Source organism: Streptomyces sp. NPDC050287 (assembly GCF_044459385.1).
GTDB lineage: Bacteria > Actinomycetota > Actinomycetes > Streptomycetales > Streptomycetaceae > Streptomyces.
In genome coordinates this window covers 276,835-291,380 of record NZ_JBITIY010000010.1, presented here as the reverse complement: position 1 = coordinate 291,380, position 14,546 = coordinate 276,835, and the positions used below count along the sequence as shown (strand labels likewise).

Annotated in this window: 13 protein-coding genes and 1 pseudogene; 7 read left to right on the top strand and 7 right to left on the bottom strand. The window is 71.4% G+C overall.

Annotated elements, in window-relative coordinates:
- Window positions 1–73 precede the first annotated feature (73 nt).
- Window positions 74–1,081, bottom strand: coding sequence for a LacI family DNA-binding transcriptional regulator (locus tag ACIBK3_RS32460; protein ID WP_399370984.1), 1,008 nt, complete (start codon window positions 1,079–1,081; stop codon window positions 74–76).
- Between the two features lie 109 nt (window positions 1,082–1,190).
- On the opposite strand from ACIBK3_RS32460, the gene ACIBK3_RS32455 reads away from it, so the two are divergent.
- Both ACIBK3_RS32455 and ACIBK3_RS32450 read left to right on the top strand, forming a co-directional pair.
- Window positions 1,191–2,360 (top strand): Gfo/Idh/MocA family protein, encoded by a 1,170-nt coding sequence (locus ACIBK3_RS32455; RefSeq protein WP_399370983.1) that lies wholly within the window; start codon window positions 1,191–1,193, stop codon window positions 2,358–2,360.
- A gap of 122 nt (window positions 2,361–2,482) precedes the next feature.
- Window positions 2,483–3,130: a hypothetical protein gene (locus tag ACIBK3_RS32450; RefSeq protein ID WP_399370982.1), complete on the top strand. Its 648-nt coding sequence runs from the start codon at window positions 2,483–2,485 to the stop codon at window positions 3,128–3,130.
- A gap of 26 nt (window positions 3,131–3,156) precedes the next feature.
- Here the strand turns inward: ACIBK3_RS32450 and ACIBK3_RS32445 are convergent, their stop codons facing one another.
- Window positions 3,157–4,191, bottom strand: a complete 1,035-nt coding sequence (locus ACIBK3_RS32445) for a LacI family DNA-binding transcriptional regulator (protein WP_399370981.1) — start codon at window positions 4,189–4,191, stop codon at window positions 3,157–3,159.
- A gap of 135 nt (window positions 4,192–4,326) precedes the next feature.
- Here ACIBK3_RS32445 and ACIBK3_RS32440 point away from each other — a divergent pair, with 135 nt between their 5' ends.
- The 5 genes from ACIBK3_RS32440 (at window position 4,327) to ACIBK3_RS32420 (ending at window position 9,950) form a co-directional block, all read left to right on the top strand.
- The gene (locus ACIBK3_RS32440; protein WP_399370980.1) at window positions 4,327–5,493 is read left to right on the top strand and encodes a phytanoyl-CoA dioxygenase family protein; all 1,167 of its coding nucleotides are present in this window, start codon (window positions 4,327–4,329) and stop codon (window positions 5,491–5,493) included.
- Between the two features lie 15 nt (window positions 5,494–5,508).
- Window positions 5,509–6,285, top strand: coding sequence for an SDR family oxidoreductase (locus ACIBK3_RS32435; RefSeq protein WP_399370979.1), 777 nt, complete (start codon window positions 5,509–5,511; stop codon window positions 6,283–6,285).
- Between the two features lie 81 nt (window positions 6,286–6,366).
- The gene (locus ACIBK3_RS32430) at window positions 6,367–7,371 is read left to right on the top strand and encodes a Gfo/Idh/MocA family oxidoreductase (protein WP_399370978.1); all 1,005 of its coding nucleotides are present in this window, start codon (window positions 6,367–6,369) and stop codon (window positions 7,369–7,371) included.
- 153 nt (window positions 7,372–7,524) lie between these two features.
- Window positions 7,525–8,931 carry a protoporphyrinogen/coproporphyrinogen oxidase gene (locus ACIBK3_RS32425; protein ID WP_399370977.1) on the top strand — a complete coding sequence of 469 codons (1,407 nt, stop codon included), beginning with the start codon at window positions 7,525–7,527 and terminating at the stop codon, window positions 8,929–8,931.
- A complete protein-coding gene (locus ACIBK3_RS32420; RefSeq protein ID WP_399370976.1) occupies window positions 8,928–9,950 on the top strand; it encodes a Gfo/Idh/MocA family protein in 1,023 nt (340 codons plus the stop codon). The genes ACIBK3_RS32425 and ACIBK3_RS32420 overlap by 4 nt, the downstream gene beginning before the upstream one ends.
- Before the next feature lie 32 nt (window positions 9,951–9,982).
- Here ACIBK3_RS32420 and ACIBK3_RS32415 read toward each other — a convergent pair whose 3' ends face one another.
- The 5 genes and pseudogenes from ACIBK3_RS32415 to ACIBK3_RS32395 all read right to left on the bottom strand — a co-directional run bounded on the left by ACIBK3_RS32415 (window position 9,983) and on the right by ACIBK3_RS32395 (window position 14,417).
- On the bottom strand, window positions 9,983–11,011 hold the full coding sequence (locus ACIBK3_RS32415) for a Gfo/Idh/MocA family protein (protein ID WP_399370975.1): 1,029 nt from the start codon (window positions 11,009–11,011) through the stop codon (window positions 9,983–9,985).
- Between the two features lie 77 nt (window positions 11,012–11,088).
- A pseudogene (locus ACIBK3_RS32410) lies at window positions 11,089–11,379 on the bottom strand (2-keto-myo-inositol dehydratase); the annotation flags it as partial.
- Window position 11,380: 1 nt separating this feature from the next.
- On the bottom strand, window positions 11,381–12,316 hold the full coding sequence (locus ACIBK3_RS32405) for an ATP-binding cassette domain-containing protein (protein ID WP_399370974.1): 936 nt from the start codon (window positions 12,314–12,316) through the stop codon (window positions 11,381–11,383).
- A 5-nt stretch (window positions 12,317–12,321) separates the two neighbouring features.
- Window positions 12,322–13,398, bottom strand: a complete 1,077-nt coding sequence (locus ACIBK3_RS32400; RefSeq protein ID WP_399370973.1) for an ABC transporter permease — start codon at window positions 13,396–13,398, stop codon at window positions 12,322–12,324.
- The gene (locus ACIBK3_RS32395) at window positions 13,398–14,417 is read right to left on the bottom strand and encodes a sugar ABC transporter substrate-binding protein (RefSeq protein ID WP_399370972.1); all 1,020 of its coding nucleotides are present in this window, start codon (window positions 14,415–14,417) and stop codon (window positions 13,398–13,400) included. Before ACIBK3_RS32395 ends, ACIBK3_RS32400 begins: the two co-directional genes overlap by 1 nt.
- Window positions 14,418–14,546: the final 129 nt, after the last annotated feature.

Here is a 14,546-nt window from a genome sequence, read left to right as displayed (position 1 = left end):
GTACGGTCCGGGCACAGGGCGACCCGGCCAGGACACCTGGCCGCGCCCGACACGCCGCCCACGGCGGGCGCGATCAGCCGGTGCGTCCGGGCGGGGCCGTCGTACCCCTTATTTCCAGCGTGGGGGCCGCCAGGTGGACCCGCCCCGGTCCCCCGGCTCCCTCGAAGCGGTCGAGGAGGCAGCGGGCCGCGCGGCGCCCGACCTCGTGGCCGGCGTTGTCGACGGTGGTGAGCCACAGGTGGCGCAGCCGGGAGATGCTCGTGTTGTCGTAGCCGGTGACGGAAAGGTCCTCGGGGACGCGCAGGCCCAGTTCCTCGGCGGCCGAGAGGGCGCCGACGGCGGCGATGTCGTTGACGGCGACGACGGCGGTGGGCCGCTCGCTCCGGCCGAGCAGCCGGACGGCCGTGCGGAAGCCGCCCTCCTCCGTCATGTCGCTGAGCTCCACGGGCGCCCGGTCCGCGAGGCCATGGGCACGCATCACCTCCTCGAAGCTGCGCCGCCGGAGCTCGCCGACGGCGCCGTAGCCCGCGAGGTGCGCGACATGGCGGTGGCCGAGGCCGATGAGGTGCTCGGTGACCAGCCGGGCCCCCTGCGCGTCGTCGCCCGCGACGACGTCCACCCCGGCCGGGGCCGGCTCGCGGGCACCCGCCACGACGACCGGTATGCGGGCGGCGGCCGTCTCCAGCGCGGCCGGGTCGGGCAGGGTGCCGACCACGACCAGGCCGTCGACCTGGAGGTCCAGGAAGGGACGGGCGAGGTCCTGGCCGGTGCGGCGGTTGAGACGGGCGTCGCCGAGCAGCATGTGCAGGCCGTGGTCGTGCAGCAGCGGGTTGAGGCCGTCGAGGAGGTCGACGAACCAGGGGTTGCGCAGGTCGTTGAGGAGGACACCGACGGTTCGGGTGCGCTGCTCGCTCAGGCTGCGGGCGGCGGCGTTGGGCCGGTAGCCGAGTTCCCGTACGGCCCGCAGCACGGCCTCCCGCTTCTCGGACCGCACCTGTCCTGAGCCACGCAGCACCAGGGAGACCAGCGACTTGGAGACGCCTGCCCGCTCGGCCACGTCCCGGATGGTCGGTTGTCCCATGAGATGGACCGTTCCATGTGGCCCGGCAGCTTGTCAAAGGGTTGACACCTGCCCATCATCGCGCTCAGGGTGGCTGGACAGCGTGTGGACCGGTCCAAGAAGGGTTGTCATGGTGGATTCGCTCGGTGTCGCCGTCGTCGGATTCGGCTGGATGGGCCGGGTGCACACCCAGGCGTACGCCCGTGTCCTGCACCACTACCCTCAGCTCGGTCTGCGCCCGGAGCTCATGGTCGTCGCCGAGGAGGTGCCCGGCCGGGCCGAGGAGGCCGCCGCGCAGTTCGGCTTCGCCGCCACGGCCCGCGACTGGCGGGAGGTGGCGGCCGATCCACGGGTCCGGGCCGTCAGCATCACCGCGCCGAACTTCCTGCACCGCGAGATCGGTGTGGCGATGGCCGAGGCCGGCAAGCACATCTGGATCGAGAAGCCGGTCGGCCTCACCCTGGCGGACGCGCGGGCGGTGGCCGGCGCGGTCGCCGAGGCGGGCGTCCAGGGCGCGGTGGGCTTCAACTACCGCAACGCGCCCGCCGTCGAGACGGCCCGTTCGCTGATCGCCTCCGGCGAGATCGGCGCGGTCACCCATGTCCGGGTGCGGCTGTTCAGCGACTACGCGGCGCACGCCGAGGGGGCGCTGACCTGGCGGTACGAGCGGGAGCGCGGCGGCAGCGGGGTGCTGGGCGACCTGGCTTCGCACGGCGCGGACCTGGCCCGTCATCTGCTCGGCGACATCGTGTCCCTGGCCGCGGACACGGCGGTCTTCGTCCCGGAGCGGGCCCGCCCCACCGGCGCCACCGCCGGGCACAGCCGTGCCTCGGGCGGCGAACTCGGCCCGGTCGAGAACGAGGACTACGTCAACTGTCTGCTGCGGTTCGCCTCCGGCGCGCGCGGTGTCCTTGAGGCCTGCCGGGTCTCGGTCGGCGAGCAGAACAACTACGGCTTCGAGGTGCACGGCACCAAGGGCGCGGTGTTCTGGGACTTCCGCCGGATGAACGAGCTCGGCGTCAGCCGCGGTACCACCTACCAGGACCAGCCGGTCAGCACGGTGTACGTCGGCCCGGGCGACGGCGAGTTCGGCGCGTTCCAGCCGGGCGCGGCGAACGCGATGGGCTACGACGACCTGAAGGTCGTGGAGGCCTACCGCTTCCTCCGCTCGGTCGCCGAGGGCGTCCCGTACGGGGCCACACTCGCGGACGCCGTGCACAGTGCCGCCGTACTGGAGGCGATGGCGCGGTCCGCCGAGAGCCGGGCCTGGGTGGAGGTACCCCCGGGACGGTGTCCCTAGGACCACCCCGGATCCGGATTCCAGGCCCCGCGACGACGGGCCCGGTGGACGGCAGGCTTCGAAGGGCGCCGGCAGCACGCCGGCGCCGGACGGATCCGTCTCACCGACTCCCGGGGGAATCCATGAACGACATCCTCGCCAGGCGCCTGACGGGCCTCGCGGGCATCACCGCCGCGCTCGCCCTGATCGTGGAAGTACCGCTGTACTTCGTCTACTCGGGCCCGCCGCCGGACGCGAACGTCCTGTCCCGGCTGCTGCTGGGCATCATCGGGCTGGCGTCTCTGGTGGTGTTCGTGACGGCCTTCCGCGAGCTGGTCAAGCGGGTCGGTCCGGCCCACGAGTGGGTCGGCTCGCTGGCCTTCGCCACCGGACTGGTGTACGCGACGATCACCCTGGTCTCCATGGGTCTGGAGGCGGGCGCGGTCATCGCCGCGGACCGTCCGATCGACCCGACGATCGACGTCAGCGGCACCTACATCCTGTACGGGTCGATCTCCCGGCTGATGCTGGCGCTGTTCCTGACCGCGTTCGGGTACGCCGTCTCCCGCACCCGGCTGCTGCCACGCTGGACCGGCCGGTCGGCGTACGTCCTCGCGGGCGTCAATCTGGCCTTCGTGCCGTCCCTGTTCTTCGGCAACACGCCCGCGAACTTCTACGCGGCCAACGGCTGGGGAACCACCGCGCTGATGGGCGCCGTCCTGAGCTACTGGCTGCTGGCGCTCGGCATCTCCGTCTACCGCAGCGCTGGATCACCGGTACCGCGGACCTGACACAGCCTCCCGCCCCGGGCAACCGCTCACCCGGCGGGCGCCTGGGGCGGCATGTTGTACGGCGTGACCACCTGGATCGCCGACGGCAGGCTCGGCCCGGCCGGGGGCAGGGCGCCATGGGCCCGCATGACGATGTGGCAGGCCTCGCGCATGTCCTGGCGCAGGTCGTGGTGGAGCACGGCGGACAGGCGGTGTTCGCGCAGCAGGCGGGTGTTGTCGTGGTCGAGGTCGTGCGCGACGAACACCGCGCACTCGCGGTCCAGGTCCTCGAAGGCCCGCAGGGTGGCGATGTTGCCGCCGCCGATCGAGTAGACGGCACGGATGTCCGGGTCCCGCTCCAGCGCGGCCCGGACGAGGTCGTACTGGGTGGCGTCCAGGCCCTGGCCCTCGGCGATCTCGACCACCGTGCGCCCGGGGTGGCGGGCGCGCATGGCGCTGCGGAAGCCCATCTCGCGCTCCTCCTCGTTGCGGAAGAAGCCGCTGCTGAGGCTGGTGAGCACATTGCCGGGACGGTCGCCGAGCCACTGGCCCATCAGGTAGGCGGCGGTCGCGCCGGCGGCCCGGTTGTCGCTGCCGACGTAGGCCAGGCGGGACGTGGAGGGCAGGTCGGTGACCAGGGTGACGACGGGGATGCCGGCGTCGGTGAGCCGGCCGACGGCGGCAGCGACCTCGGGAACGTCCGGCGCCTTGAGGACGACCCCCTGGGAACCGCGCCGGGCGATCCGGTCCAGTGTCCCGGTCAGTTCCCGCACCGGGCCGGTCTCCCGGAAGTGGAAGCGTGAGCGCACGACGGCCGGGTGCAGGGACGGCAGCTCGGCCTCCAGTGCGGCGCGGACGGCGGTGGAGAACCGCTCCGGCGTCTGCATCACGATGTCGATCATGAAGGTACGGCCGACCAGCCGGACCTGGGTACGCTGCCGGTCCAGGTCGGCGATGGCCTGCTGGACCTCCCTGGCGGTGCTCTCGCGGACCCCTCCCCGCCCGTTGAGGACCCGGTCGACGGTGGCCTCGCTCAGGCCCGCCTGACGTGCGATCTCCCGGATCGGGAAGGGGTGGCCCACCGACGGCTCCTTGAGGGGTTTTTGATGGCTCGCTGCTGGTTGTTGGAGGGGTTTGTACTGACAAGAATGGCAGAGCCGCGTCGCCGTCGGGCGACCGGATCCGTGTCGCATTCCGTGACCGAAAGTAGGACGACGATGTCCCTCATCGCCGCTCAGCAGCGGGCCTGGCTGACCGAGCAGGACTGTGACCTCGATGCCTTCCGCTCGCTGATCGACCGTACGACGGACCTCGCCGACTACCCGCACGCCTCGGCGGTCGAGCAGAACGTCCTCGTCTACGACAGTGAGCGCCTGCGTAACGCCGAAGCCTCCCGTGAGGTGCGGGCCGAGCTGGTCCGTGCCTTCGCCGACGGGCCCGGTGTCGTGGTCTTCCGGGGCGCCTTCCCGAACCCGGCGGTCGTCGACCGGCTCACCGGTGTCTTCGACGCCCTGATCACCGAGCAGCGCGCCTCGGGCGCCGACGCGGGCGACCACTTCGCCAAGCCGGGCGCCAACGACCGGGTGTGGAACGCGCTGGAGAAGGCCGCGCTCTACGACCCCGAGGCGTTCGCCGACTACTACGCCAACGACATCCTGGCGCTGGTCTCGGCCGCCTGGCTGGGCCCCGGCTACCAGGTGACCTCGCAGGTCAACGTGGTCAACCCGGGCGGCGCCGCGCAGACCGCGCACCGCGACTACCACCTGGGGTTCCTCTCGGACGAGGCCGCCGCGGCCTACCCGGCGCACGTGCACCGCCTCTCCCCCGTGCTCACGCTCCAGGGCGCGGTCGCGCACTGCGACATGCCGGTCGAGTCCGGTCCGACGCTGTACCTGCCGTACTCGCAGACCTTCGAGCCGGGCTACCTGGCCTGGCGGCTGCCGCGGTTCCAGGCGTACTTCAAGGCGCACCACGTCCAGCTTCCGCTGGCCAAGGGCGACGCCGCCTTCTTCAACCCGGCGCTGTTCCACGCGGCCGGCACCAACCGCACCCTGGACGTGCGGCGCGTCGCCAACCTGCTCCAGGTGTCCTCCGCCTTCGGCCGCGCCATGGAGACGGTGGACCGGGAGGCGGTCGCGAACGCGGTCTACCCGGTGCTGCGCGGACGGCTGGCCGGCGGCGTCGGCGACCAGTGGCTGGAGCGTGTGATCGCCGCGAGCGCCGAGGGCTACCCATTCCCCACCAACCTCGACAGTGACCCGCCGGTCGACGGACTTGCCCCGCCCTCGCAGGCGGACGTCGTACGGCGGGCCCTGCGCGAGGGATGGACCCCGCGGACTCTACGGGACGAGCTGCGGGCCGGCGCCGTACGGCGCGAGAGCTGAAAGGGCCTGGATCTCATGGGACTTCTCGACGACAAGGTCGTCCTCGTCAACGGCGGCAGCCAGGGCGTGGGCGCCGCCATCGCCCGGGCCGCGGTCCGGGAGGGAGCGCTGGTCGCCGTCACCGGGCGGCGCACCGAGCCCGGCGAGGCCCTCGTGGCGGAGCTGGCCGCGGCCGGCGGCAAGGCGATGTTCGTCCGGGCCGACCTCGCGGACGCCGAGCAGGCGAAGGCCTCCGCGGCCGAGGTGGTCGAGGCGTACGGCAGGATCGACTGCCTGGTGAACTCCGCGGGTCTCACCTCCCGGGGCACCCTGCTGGACACCACGCCCGAACTGTTCGACCAGCACATCGCCATCAACCTCAAGGCGCCGTTCTTCGCCATGCAGGCCGCCGTCGCGGACATGGTGGGCCGGGGGGCGCCCGGCACGGTCGTCAACATCATCACGTCCTCGGCGCACGGCGGGCAGCCGTTCCTCGCGCCGTACGTCGCCGCGAAGGCGGGGCTGATCGGCCTGACCCGCAACGCCGCGCACGCACACCGCTTCGACCGGGTCCGGATCAACGGCCTGAACATCGGCTGGACCGCGACCGAGGGCGAGGACGCGACACAGAAGGCCTTCCACGGCGCCGGGGACGACTGGCGCGAGCAGGCCGCCGCCCGCCTGCCGATGGGCAAGCTGGGCCAGCCGGACGAGATCGCCGACTTCGTCGTCTTCCTGCTGTCGGACCGGTCCGGGGTGGTCACCGGGTCGGTGATCGACTGGGACCAGAACGTCCTCGGCGGCCTCGACTAGCTCCCTCTCCCCAACGTCCTCCCCCCCCCCGCTCTCTCCGCCGGCACCCTCCCCGCACAAGAAACCAGGAGCTGCACCACCATGCGCATCGGAATCCTCGGCCTCGGCCGCATCGGCGCGTTCCACGCCGAGACCCTCTCCGGACTCGACGCGGTCGAGTCGCTCGTCCTGGCCGACCCGTTCGCGGACGCCGCCAAGTCCGCCGCCGAGCGGTTCGGCGGCGAGGTCGCGGACTCCCCCGAGGCCGTGCTGGCCGCCGGGGTGGACGGCATCGTCGTGGCCGCCGCCACCGACGCCCACCCGGCGCTGATCCTGGCCGCCGTGGAGGCGGGCGTGCCGGTGTTCTGCGAGAAGCCCGTCGCGAAGACCATGAGCGAGGGCGTCGAGGTGCTCCGGGCCGTCCAGGGCGGGGACGTGCCGATCCAGATCGGCTACAACCGGCGCTTCGACGCCGGGTTCGTCGCCGCCCGGGCCGCCGTGCACAGCGGTGAGCTGGGCAAGCTGCACACCGTCCGGTCGACCACGCTGGACCCGGCGCCGCCGCCGGCCGCGTACATCGCCGCCTCGGGCGGCATCTTCCGGGACTGCTCGGTGCACGACTTCGACATCATCCGCTGGGTGACCGGCCGCGAGGTGACCGAGGTGTACGCGGTCGGCGGCAACCGGGGCGCCGACTTCATCAAGGCGGCGGGCGACGCCGACACCACCGGCGCGATCCTCACCCTGGACGACGGCACCATCGCGGTGGTCTCCAACTCCCGCCACAACGCCCGTGGTTACGACGTCCGTATGGAACTCCACGGCTTCACGGACTCCATCGCCGTCGGCCTGGAGGACAAGCTGCCGCTGCGTTCGGTGGAGCCCGGGGTGACCTTCCCGGCAGGCACCCCGCACGACTTCTTCATGGACCGCTTCACCGCCGCCTACCGCGCCGAACTCACCGCGTTCACCGAGGTCGTCGCGGGCACCCGGCCCTCCCCCTGCACCATCGAGGACGCTCTGGAGGCCGGCTGGATCGCCGAGGCCTGCACCCTGTCGCTGCACGAGCACCGGCCGGTGACGATCGCCGAGGTCCGCACCGCCTGACGGCCGGTCCCTTCTCGCGTTCCGGGCGCCAACCGGCTTACGGCGCCCGGAAGTTGTCGGTGTTCGTTTACGGTCATGAGATCTTCGCGTACGACCATTTCAGGTACGGCCATGAAGATCCGCCCACGCGCAACGGACCGAGGAGCGACGCCCATGAACGCCGGCCAGCCGCGAGAACAGTCCCGAGAAGAGTCACGAGGAGAGTTAGGCGACGACCGCCGCACCGGCGCCGAAGGCCCCCGCAGTGTCGTCGTCATCGGCGCCGGGCCGAGTGGCCTCACGGTCGCCCGGGAACTGGAGCGTGCCGGACACCGGGTGACCGTCCTGGAGGAGCAGAGCACGGTGGCCGGCAAGTGCCAGAGCGTGGACGTCGACGGCCTGGCCTACGACCTCGGCGGACACATCTGCACGCCCCGGTACGAGCGGATCGCGGAGTTGGTGACCGAGCTGAACGTCGAGACGGAACGCACCAGTCGCTACCGCGTCCTGGACGCCGAGGGGCGCGCCCCGAGCCGCCAGGCCATGTCGTTCCTCCGCGACGACGCCTTCGCGCGCTACCGGGCCCTGCGCGAACGTGAGTTCCCGCGCATCGGCGAGCCCGGTCTCACACACTCCGCGCGGGCGCTCGCCGCTCCCGTCACCCAGTGGGTCGCCGAGCACGGCATGCAATCCATGGCCGCGTCGTTCGGCACCGGTTACACGGCGGCGGGGTACGGCTTTCTCGACGACGACATGCCCGCCCTGTACTTCGTCAAGTACGCCGAGATGACGGGCCTGTTGTCCCGCCGATCCGAACTGCTCGGCCACGCGGGCGCGTTCACCGTCGTGGGCGGGTTCGCCACACTGTGGCGCCGGATCGCCGAGGAGTTGAAGGACGTACGGTGCGGGGTACGCGTGACGTCGGTCGAGCGGCACGGTGGCGGGGCCGGGGTGCGGGTGCACACGGACTCCGGCCCGGTGACGGCCGACGACCTCGTGCTCGCCGTCGCCCTGGACAGCATCCTGCCGGTCCTCGACGCCGGCGAGGAGGAGCGCGACCTCGCCGGACGGATCCGCAGCAACGCCTACCACACCACCCTCGCCACCGCGTCCGGCCTGCCGGAGGACGCCTTCTACTTCCTCGAGGGCCACACCGCGACCCGCGAGGCGAACGGGCACTGCGTCTCGTACCACCACCGCTACCCGGGCAGCGACGTGCGGACCTTCTACTCCTACGGCCGCCCCGAGGACGTCTCCGCGCTGCTGGCGGACGACGTCGCGGCACTCGGCGGACGGCTGGAGGAGGTGCACCTGCGGCGCGAGTGGGCGTTCATGCCGCACTTCGGCAGCGCCGACCTCAGGGACGGCGCCCTGGACCGGCTCGACGCGCTGCAGGGCCGGGACCGCACCTACTACGTCGGCGGCCTGCCCGCCTTCGAACTGATCGAGTGCACGGTCGCCCACGCCCAGGACCTCGCCCGCCGCCACTTCCCACCCACGGGCGACGCGCATCCGCGCCCGGCCGCCGCCGGCCTGCCGACCCGTCACGACCGAGAGACCGAGAAGGAGCCGCAGGGATGAGCGAACCGAACCCGAAGCCGCTGCGCATCGGAGTACTGGGAGCCGCGCGGATCACCGAGCGTGCCCTGATCGAACCGGCCCGGGCGCTCGGCCACCGCCTCGTCGCGGTGGCCGCCCGCGACCGGTCCCGCGCCGAGGAGTTCGCCGCCGCGCACGGCGTGGAGCGGGTCGCGGGCTCCTACGCGGAACTGCTGGCGGACCGCGAGGTCGAGGTCGTCTACAACCCGCTCGCCAACGGCCTGCACGGGCCGTGGAACCTCGCCGCCCTCGCCGCGGGCAAGCACGTCCTGACCGAGAAGCCGTCGGCGAGCAACGCCGAGGAGGCCGCTCAGGTGCGGGAGGCGGCCGCGAAGGCGGGGACGGTCTTCATGGAAGCCTTCCACTACCTCTTCCACCCGGTCACCCGACGGCTGCACGAGATCCTGGCAAGCGGCGAGATCGGCGAACTGCGGCACGTCGAGGCGCTGGTCGCGATCCCCGCGCCGCCGGACACCGACCCGCGCTGGTCACTGCCGCTGGCCGGCGGCGCCCTGATGGACCTCGGCTGCTACGGCCTGCACGCCCTGCGCATGCTGGCGCCGTGGGCGGGCGGCGCGCCCCGGCTCGTCTCCGCCCGCGGCGGGGAACGTGCGGGCGCGCCGGGCGTCGACGAGTGGCTGAACGCCGAACTGAACTTCCCGAACGGCGCCACCGGCGCCGCGCGCTGTCACATGGCCTACGGCACGCTGGAGATGAGCTGCCGCGTCGTGGGTTCCCTGGGCGAGGCGAGCGCACCCAACTTCGTGCTGCCGCAGCTGGACGACCGGGTCGTGGTCCGTACGGCACAGGGCGAGCGCACGGAGCGGTTGGGTACGCGGTCCTCGTACACCTACCAGCTGGAGGAGTTCGCGGCGCGGGTTCGCGGGGGCGCTTCCCTGCCGTTGGACGCGGACGACGCGCTGGCGACGATGACGCTGATCGACGCGAGCTATCGCGCGGCCGGGTTCGCGCCCCGGCCACGGACCACGACGGGCGGCTGACATCCGGGGGTCCGGGGGCACGAATCCCCCGCTCACCGGTACAGCGCGGGCCGCTCCACCAGTTCCACCTCGACCCGGCCACCCTCCTCCAGTGCCCGTACGCCCGCCTCGCAGACCGCTGCCGCGGCGTAGCCGTCCCAGACGCTCGGGCCCGTCACCTCGCCCTGGCGGGTGGCGTCGACCCAGGTCTGGAGTTCGCGGTCGTAGGCGTCGGCGAAGCGGTCGGTGTAGTCCTGGGCGATGGTGCCGCCCCAGCGGCCGGCCATGTTGGTGACCATGGCGTGGCCGTCGCCGACACGGGCGGTGCCGCGTTCGCAGACGATCTCGGCCTGGACCTGGTAGCCGAAACCGCAGTTGACGAAGATCTCGACGTCGGCGACCGCGCCGCCGTCGGTCTCGAACACGACGAACTGGGGGTCCTGGATGTCGTCGGGCGCGTTCGCCGACGGTCGTGGCCGCAGCACCGTGACCGCCGTGATCTCATGGCCGAGCAGCCAGCGGGTCACGTCCGTCTCATGGGCGACCGAGTCGCTGATGAGCATGTCGCTGCTGAACCCGGGCGGACTGGCCACGTTGCGATGCCGGTTGTGGAGCAGCAGAGGACGCCCCAACTGGCCCGTCCCCAACAGGGACTTGAGCTTCATGTACTCGGCGTCGTAGCGCCGCATGAAGCCGACCTGGACGCGGCGCCGGCCCAGGCCGGTCTCCGCCTGAAGGACGCGCAGCGCGGAGGCCGCGTCCGGGGTGAGCGGTTTCTCGCACAGGACGGGCAGGTCGTGCTCGAAGGCAGTCAGCAGGGCCGCCTCGTGGGCGGGGCCCGGAGAGGCGACCAGGACGGCGTCGACGTCGGCCGCGGCCATCGCGGCGGCCGGGTCGGTGTAGGCGGTGCAGCCGGCGACCGGGGCCGCGACGGCCTTCGCACGTTCCGCGTCGACGTCGACGACGGCGGTCACCCGCGCTCCGCTGATGACCTGGTGGATGCGACGGACGTGGTCGGCGCCCATCCGTCCGGTGCCGATGACGGCGACACGGAGTTCTTCGCTCGTGCCACGCTGGGTCATGGTCGTCCCCTTCAGGCGCCGCAGGACCTCAGGAACTTACGGGTGCGTGCCGCGATGGGCAGCGGACCGTCCGGCTCGACCTGCCTGACGTGCTGCCAGGCGGACTCCCGGACGGAGGGGCCGCGGTGCGGGCCGGTGAGGCCGGTGCCCGCGGAGACCTTCGGGTTCCCACGGGCCACCTCGTCGGTGAGACGGACCGGGTCGGCCGGCGGACAGCCGTACGGACCCGGCTCGATCCAGGAGCAGCCCGCCTCGGCGACCTCGTCGAGGAAGCGTTCCCAGGGCACCTGTTCCGGGTCGTCCGGGAACCGCGCACCCCAGGAGTCCGAGGCCGGGCCGACCCGGATGAGGTCGAGCGCCGAGGTCATCTCAGGACGCCCCCTCGCCGGTGGCCACCACGGGTGCGGTGAGGTCGCCCTCTTCCGGGAGCTTCTCGACGTCGACGCCGCTGACCTGGGACAACTCGTGCTTGAGGGCGGCTAGTTCGGAGCCACCCGCCATGTGGTTGGTGAGTTCTTCCAGGCTGACCTGCTCGCGGGAGGCGGACAGTTCCATGGTGCCCAGGCGCAGGACGCTGAAGTGGTCGCCGACCATGTAGGCGTGGTGCGGGTTGTGGGTGATGAAGATGACGCCCAGGCCGCGGTCGCGGGCGGCGGCGATGTACTTCAGGACCACGCCGGACTGCTTGACGCCGAGTGCGGCGGTGGGTTCGTCCAGGATGAGGACGCGGGCGCCGAAGTAGACGGCGCGGGCGATGGCCACGCACTGGCGCTGGCCGCCGGAGAGCGTGCCGATGGGCTGTTCGAGGTCGTCGAGGACGATGCCCATGTTGCGCAGTTCCTCGTCGGCGGTCTTCTTCATCCGCTCGATGTCCAGGCGGCGCACGGGCCAGGGGCCCTTGGTCATCTCGGAGCCGAGGAAGAAGTTGCGCCACACCGGCATCAGCGGGACGACGGCCAGGTCCTGGTAGACCGTGGCGATGCCCTTGTCGAGGGCCTCGCGGGGGGTGCTGAAGCGGACCGGGGTGCCGTCGACGTGGAAGTCGCCCTCGGTGTGCTGGTGCAGCCCCGAGATGATCTTGATGAGGGTGGACTTGCCCGCGCCGTTGTCACCCAGCACGCAGGTCACCTCGCCGGGACGGACCCTCAGGTCGACGCCGTGCAGGGCGCGGATGTTGCCGTACGCCTTGCCCGCGCCGCGCAGTTCGACGAGCGGGGCGTCCGTCTCGGGGGCCGTGTCCTCGATGACGGCTCCGTGCGTACCGGAGTGCGTGTCGGACTGCGGTGAGGTCTTGTCGGTCGTCATTCGGGTCACCTCCGGGTCGCGGTCCGCTGGACCCACAGATTGATGAGGACGGCGCCCAGGAGCATCACGCCGAGGAAGGCCTTGAACCAGTCCGGGTTCCAGTTGGCGTAGACGATGCCCTGCTGCACCATGCCGAACATGAACGCGCCGAAGACCGGGCCGATCGCCGAGCCGTAGCCGCCGGTGAGCAGGCAGCCACCGATGACCGCGGCGGAGATGTAGATGAGCTCCTGGCCCACGCCCTCACCGGACTGCACGGTGTTGAACGAGAACAGCTGGTGCATGCCGACGAACCAGGCGCCGAAGCCGACCAGCATGAACAGGGAGATCTTGGTGAACGTCACCGGTACGCCCACGGCCCGCGCGGACTCCTTGTTGCCGCCGACCGCGAAGATCCAGTTGCCGTACTTGGTGCGCAGCAGCACCCAGGTGGCCAGGGCCGCGAAGACCAGCCAGTACACGATGGTGATCTTCACCGCGACGCCGCCGACCTCGAACGAGGAGGCGAAGACCTTCCTCGCCTGGTCGAAGCCGTCCATGGAGCTGATGTCGTCGGTCGCCACGTTCCCGGTGACCAGCTTGGTGACCGCCAGGTTCGCGCCTTGCAGGATCAGGAAGGTGCCCAGGGTGACCAGGAAGCTCGGCAGGCCGGTGCGGACCACCATCCAGCCGTTGAAGAAGCCGACCGCCAGCGACACCACCAGTGCCACGATCACCCCCATCCACACGTTCAGGGTGAGCTGGTAGGCGAGCATGCTCGCGGTGAGCGCCGAGGTCACCACCGCGACACCCGACGAAAGGTCGAACTCCCCGCCGATCATCAGCAGCGCGACCGGCAGCGCCATGATCCCGATCGTCGACGACTGGTACAGGATGTTCGCCATCGCGCTGCCCTCACGCACCGGCGGGGCCGCGACCAGGAAGAAGATGTACACCGCGACCGCACCGAGGAACACACCGATCTCGGGGCGCGCCAACAGCCGCAGAGGCAGTGGCTGTTGCCTGGTCCGGCCGTCGGTCTCCTTCCGGCCGGGAGCCGGCGGTGCGGGCACCGCCGGCGCAGCCTGCTGGGTCATACCCATCACCTGGTGCCCTTCGCGGCGAAGGCGGCGACCCGGTCGACGTTGGACTTGTCGACGAAGGCCGGACCGGTCAGCACGGGCTGCTCACCGCCGCCGCTGTAGTTGCCGTTGTACTTGTAGAGCCACAGGGAGTCCACGGCCAGGTAGCCCTGGAGGTAGGGCTGCTGGTCGACCGCGAACTGGATCGTGCCCTTGTCGATCGCGGTGGTCAGGTCCTTGTTCAGGTCGAAGGTGGCGATCTTGGCCTTGCTGCCGGCGTCGGACGCCGACTGCACCGCGGTCAGCGCGAAGGGGGCGCCGAGTGTGACGACGTAGTCGATGGACTTGTCCTGGCTGAGCTTGGCGGTGATCGTCGACTTCACGGACGGCATGTCGGTGCCGTTGACGTTCAGCGTCTGCAGCTTGCCGTTGAAGGTCTTGTCCACACCGTCACAACGCTGGGTCAGACCGATGTTGCCCTGCTCCTGGATGACACATATGGCGTTCTTGGCGCCGGCCGCGTTCAGCCGCTTGCCGAGCGCCTCGCCCGCCACCGTCTCGTCCTGGCCGAAGAACTCCATGAGACCGAGCTTCTGCCACTCGCTCACACCGGAGTTGAGGCCGACCACGGGGATGTTCGCGGACTTCGCCTTGTTCACGACGTCCTTGAGGGCGTCCGGCTTGGCCAGCGTGATGGCGATGCCGTCGACCTTCTGGTCGATCGCGTTCTGCACCAGGGTGGCCTGGGTGCCGGCGTTCGGGTCGGCCGAGTAGACGAGCTTGATGTTGTCCTTGGCGGCGGCGGCCTGCGCGCCCTTGCGGACGATGTCCCAGAAGGTGTCACCCGGGGACTGGTGGGTGACCAGCGCGACGGTCATCCGCGGCGTGGTGGCCTTGCCCGCGGAGGCCCCCGCGTTGCTCTCCTCGGCCTTCTTGCCGCCGGAGCTGCTGGAGCAGCCTGCGAGAGTCAGAGCTGCCGCTGCGGCGACGGCCACCACGGGGGCCATTCTGCGGGAGCGGTAGCGAGAAGAGCTGTCCATCTTTCCTGCACCTCACTGAGCGACGGGAGAACGTCGGGAAAGGGAAGGGGATCACGGGGATCCGAGGGGGCCGGGACCTGGAGAGTTCCGGGTCGTACTCCGCGAAAAGCGGCTGTTGCGCTGGGACCG

Excerpts from the sequence above, each read along its gene's own strand:
- ACIBK3_RS32460 (WP_399370984.1), bottom strand. The coding sequence starts at position 1,081 with ATGGGACAACCGACCATCCGGGACGTGGCCGAGCGGGCAGGCGTCTCC.
- ACIBK3_RS32455 (WP_399370983.1), top strand. The coding sequence starts at position 1,191 with ATGGTGGATTCGCTCGGTGTCGCCGTCGTCGGATTCGGCTGGATGGGC.
- ACIBK3_RS32450 (WP_399370982.1), top strand. The coding sequence starts at position 2,483 with ATGAACGACATCCTCGCCAGGCGCCTGACGGGCCTCGCGGGCATCACC.
- ACIBK3_RS32440 (WP_399370980.1), top strand. The coding sequence starts at position 4,327 with ATGTCCCTCATCGCCGCTCAGCAGCGGGCCTGGCTGACCGAGCAGGAC.
- ACIBK3_RS32435 (WP_399370979.1), top strand. The coding sequence starts at position 5,509 with ATGGGACTTCTCGACGACAAGGTCGTCCTCGTCAACGGCGGCAGCCAG.
- ACIBK3_RS32430 (WP_399370978.1), top strand. The coding sequence starts at position 6,367 with ATGCGCATCGGAATCCTCGGCCTCGGCCGCATCGGCGCGTTCCACGCC.
- ACIBK3_RS32425 (WP_399370977.1), top strand. The coding sequence starts at position 7,525 with ATGAACGCCGGCCAGCCGCGAGAACAGTCCCGAGAAGAGTCACGAGGA.
- ACIBK3_RS32420 (WP_399370976.1), top strand. The coding sequence starts at position 8,928 with ATGAGCGAACCGAACCCGAAGCCGCTGCGCATCGGAGTACTGGGAGCC.
- ACIBK3_RS32415 (WP_399370975.1), bottom strand. The coding sequence starts at position 11,011 with ATGACCCAGCGTGGCACGAGCGAAGAACTCCGTGTCGCCGTCATCGGC.
- ACIBK3_RS32405 (WP_399370974.1), bottom strand. The coding sequence starts at position 12,316 with ATGACGACCGACAAGACCTCACCGCAGTCCGACACGCACTCCGGTACG.
- ACIBK3_RS32400 (WP_399370973.1), bottom strand. The coding sequence starts at position 13,398 with ATGGGTATGACCCAGCAGGCTGCGCCGGCGGTGCCCGCACCGCCGGCT.
- ACIBK3_RS32395 (WP_399370972.1), bottom strand. The coding sequence starts at position 14,417 with ATGGACAGCTCTTCTCGCTACCGCTCCCGCAGAATGGCCCCCGTGGTG.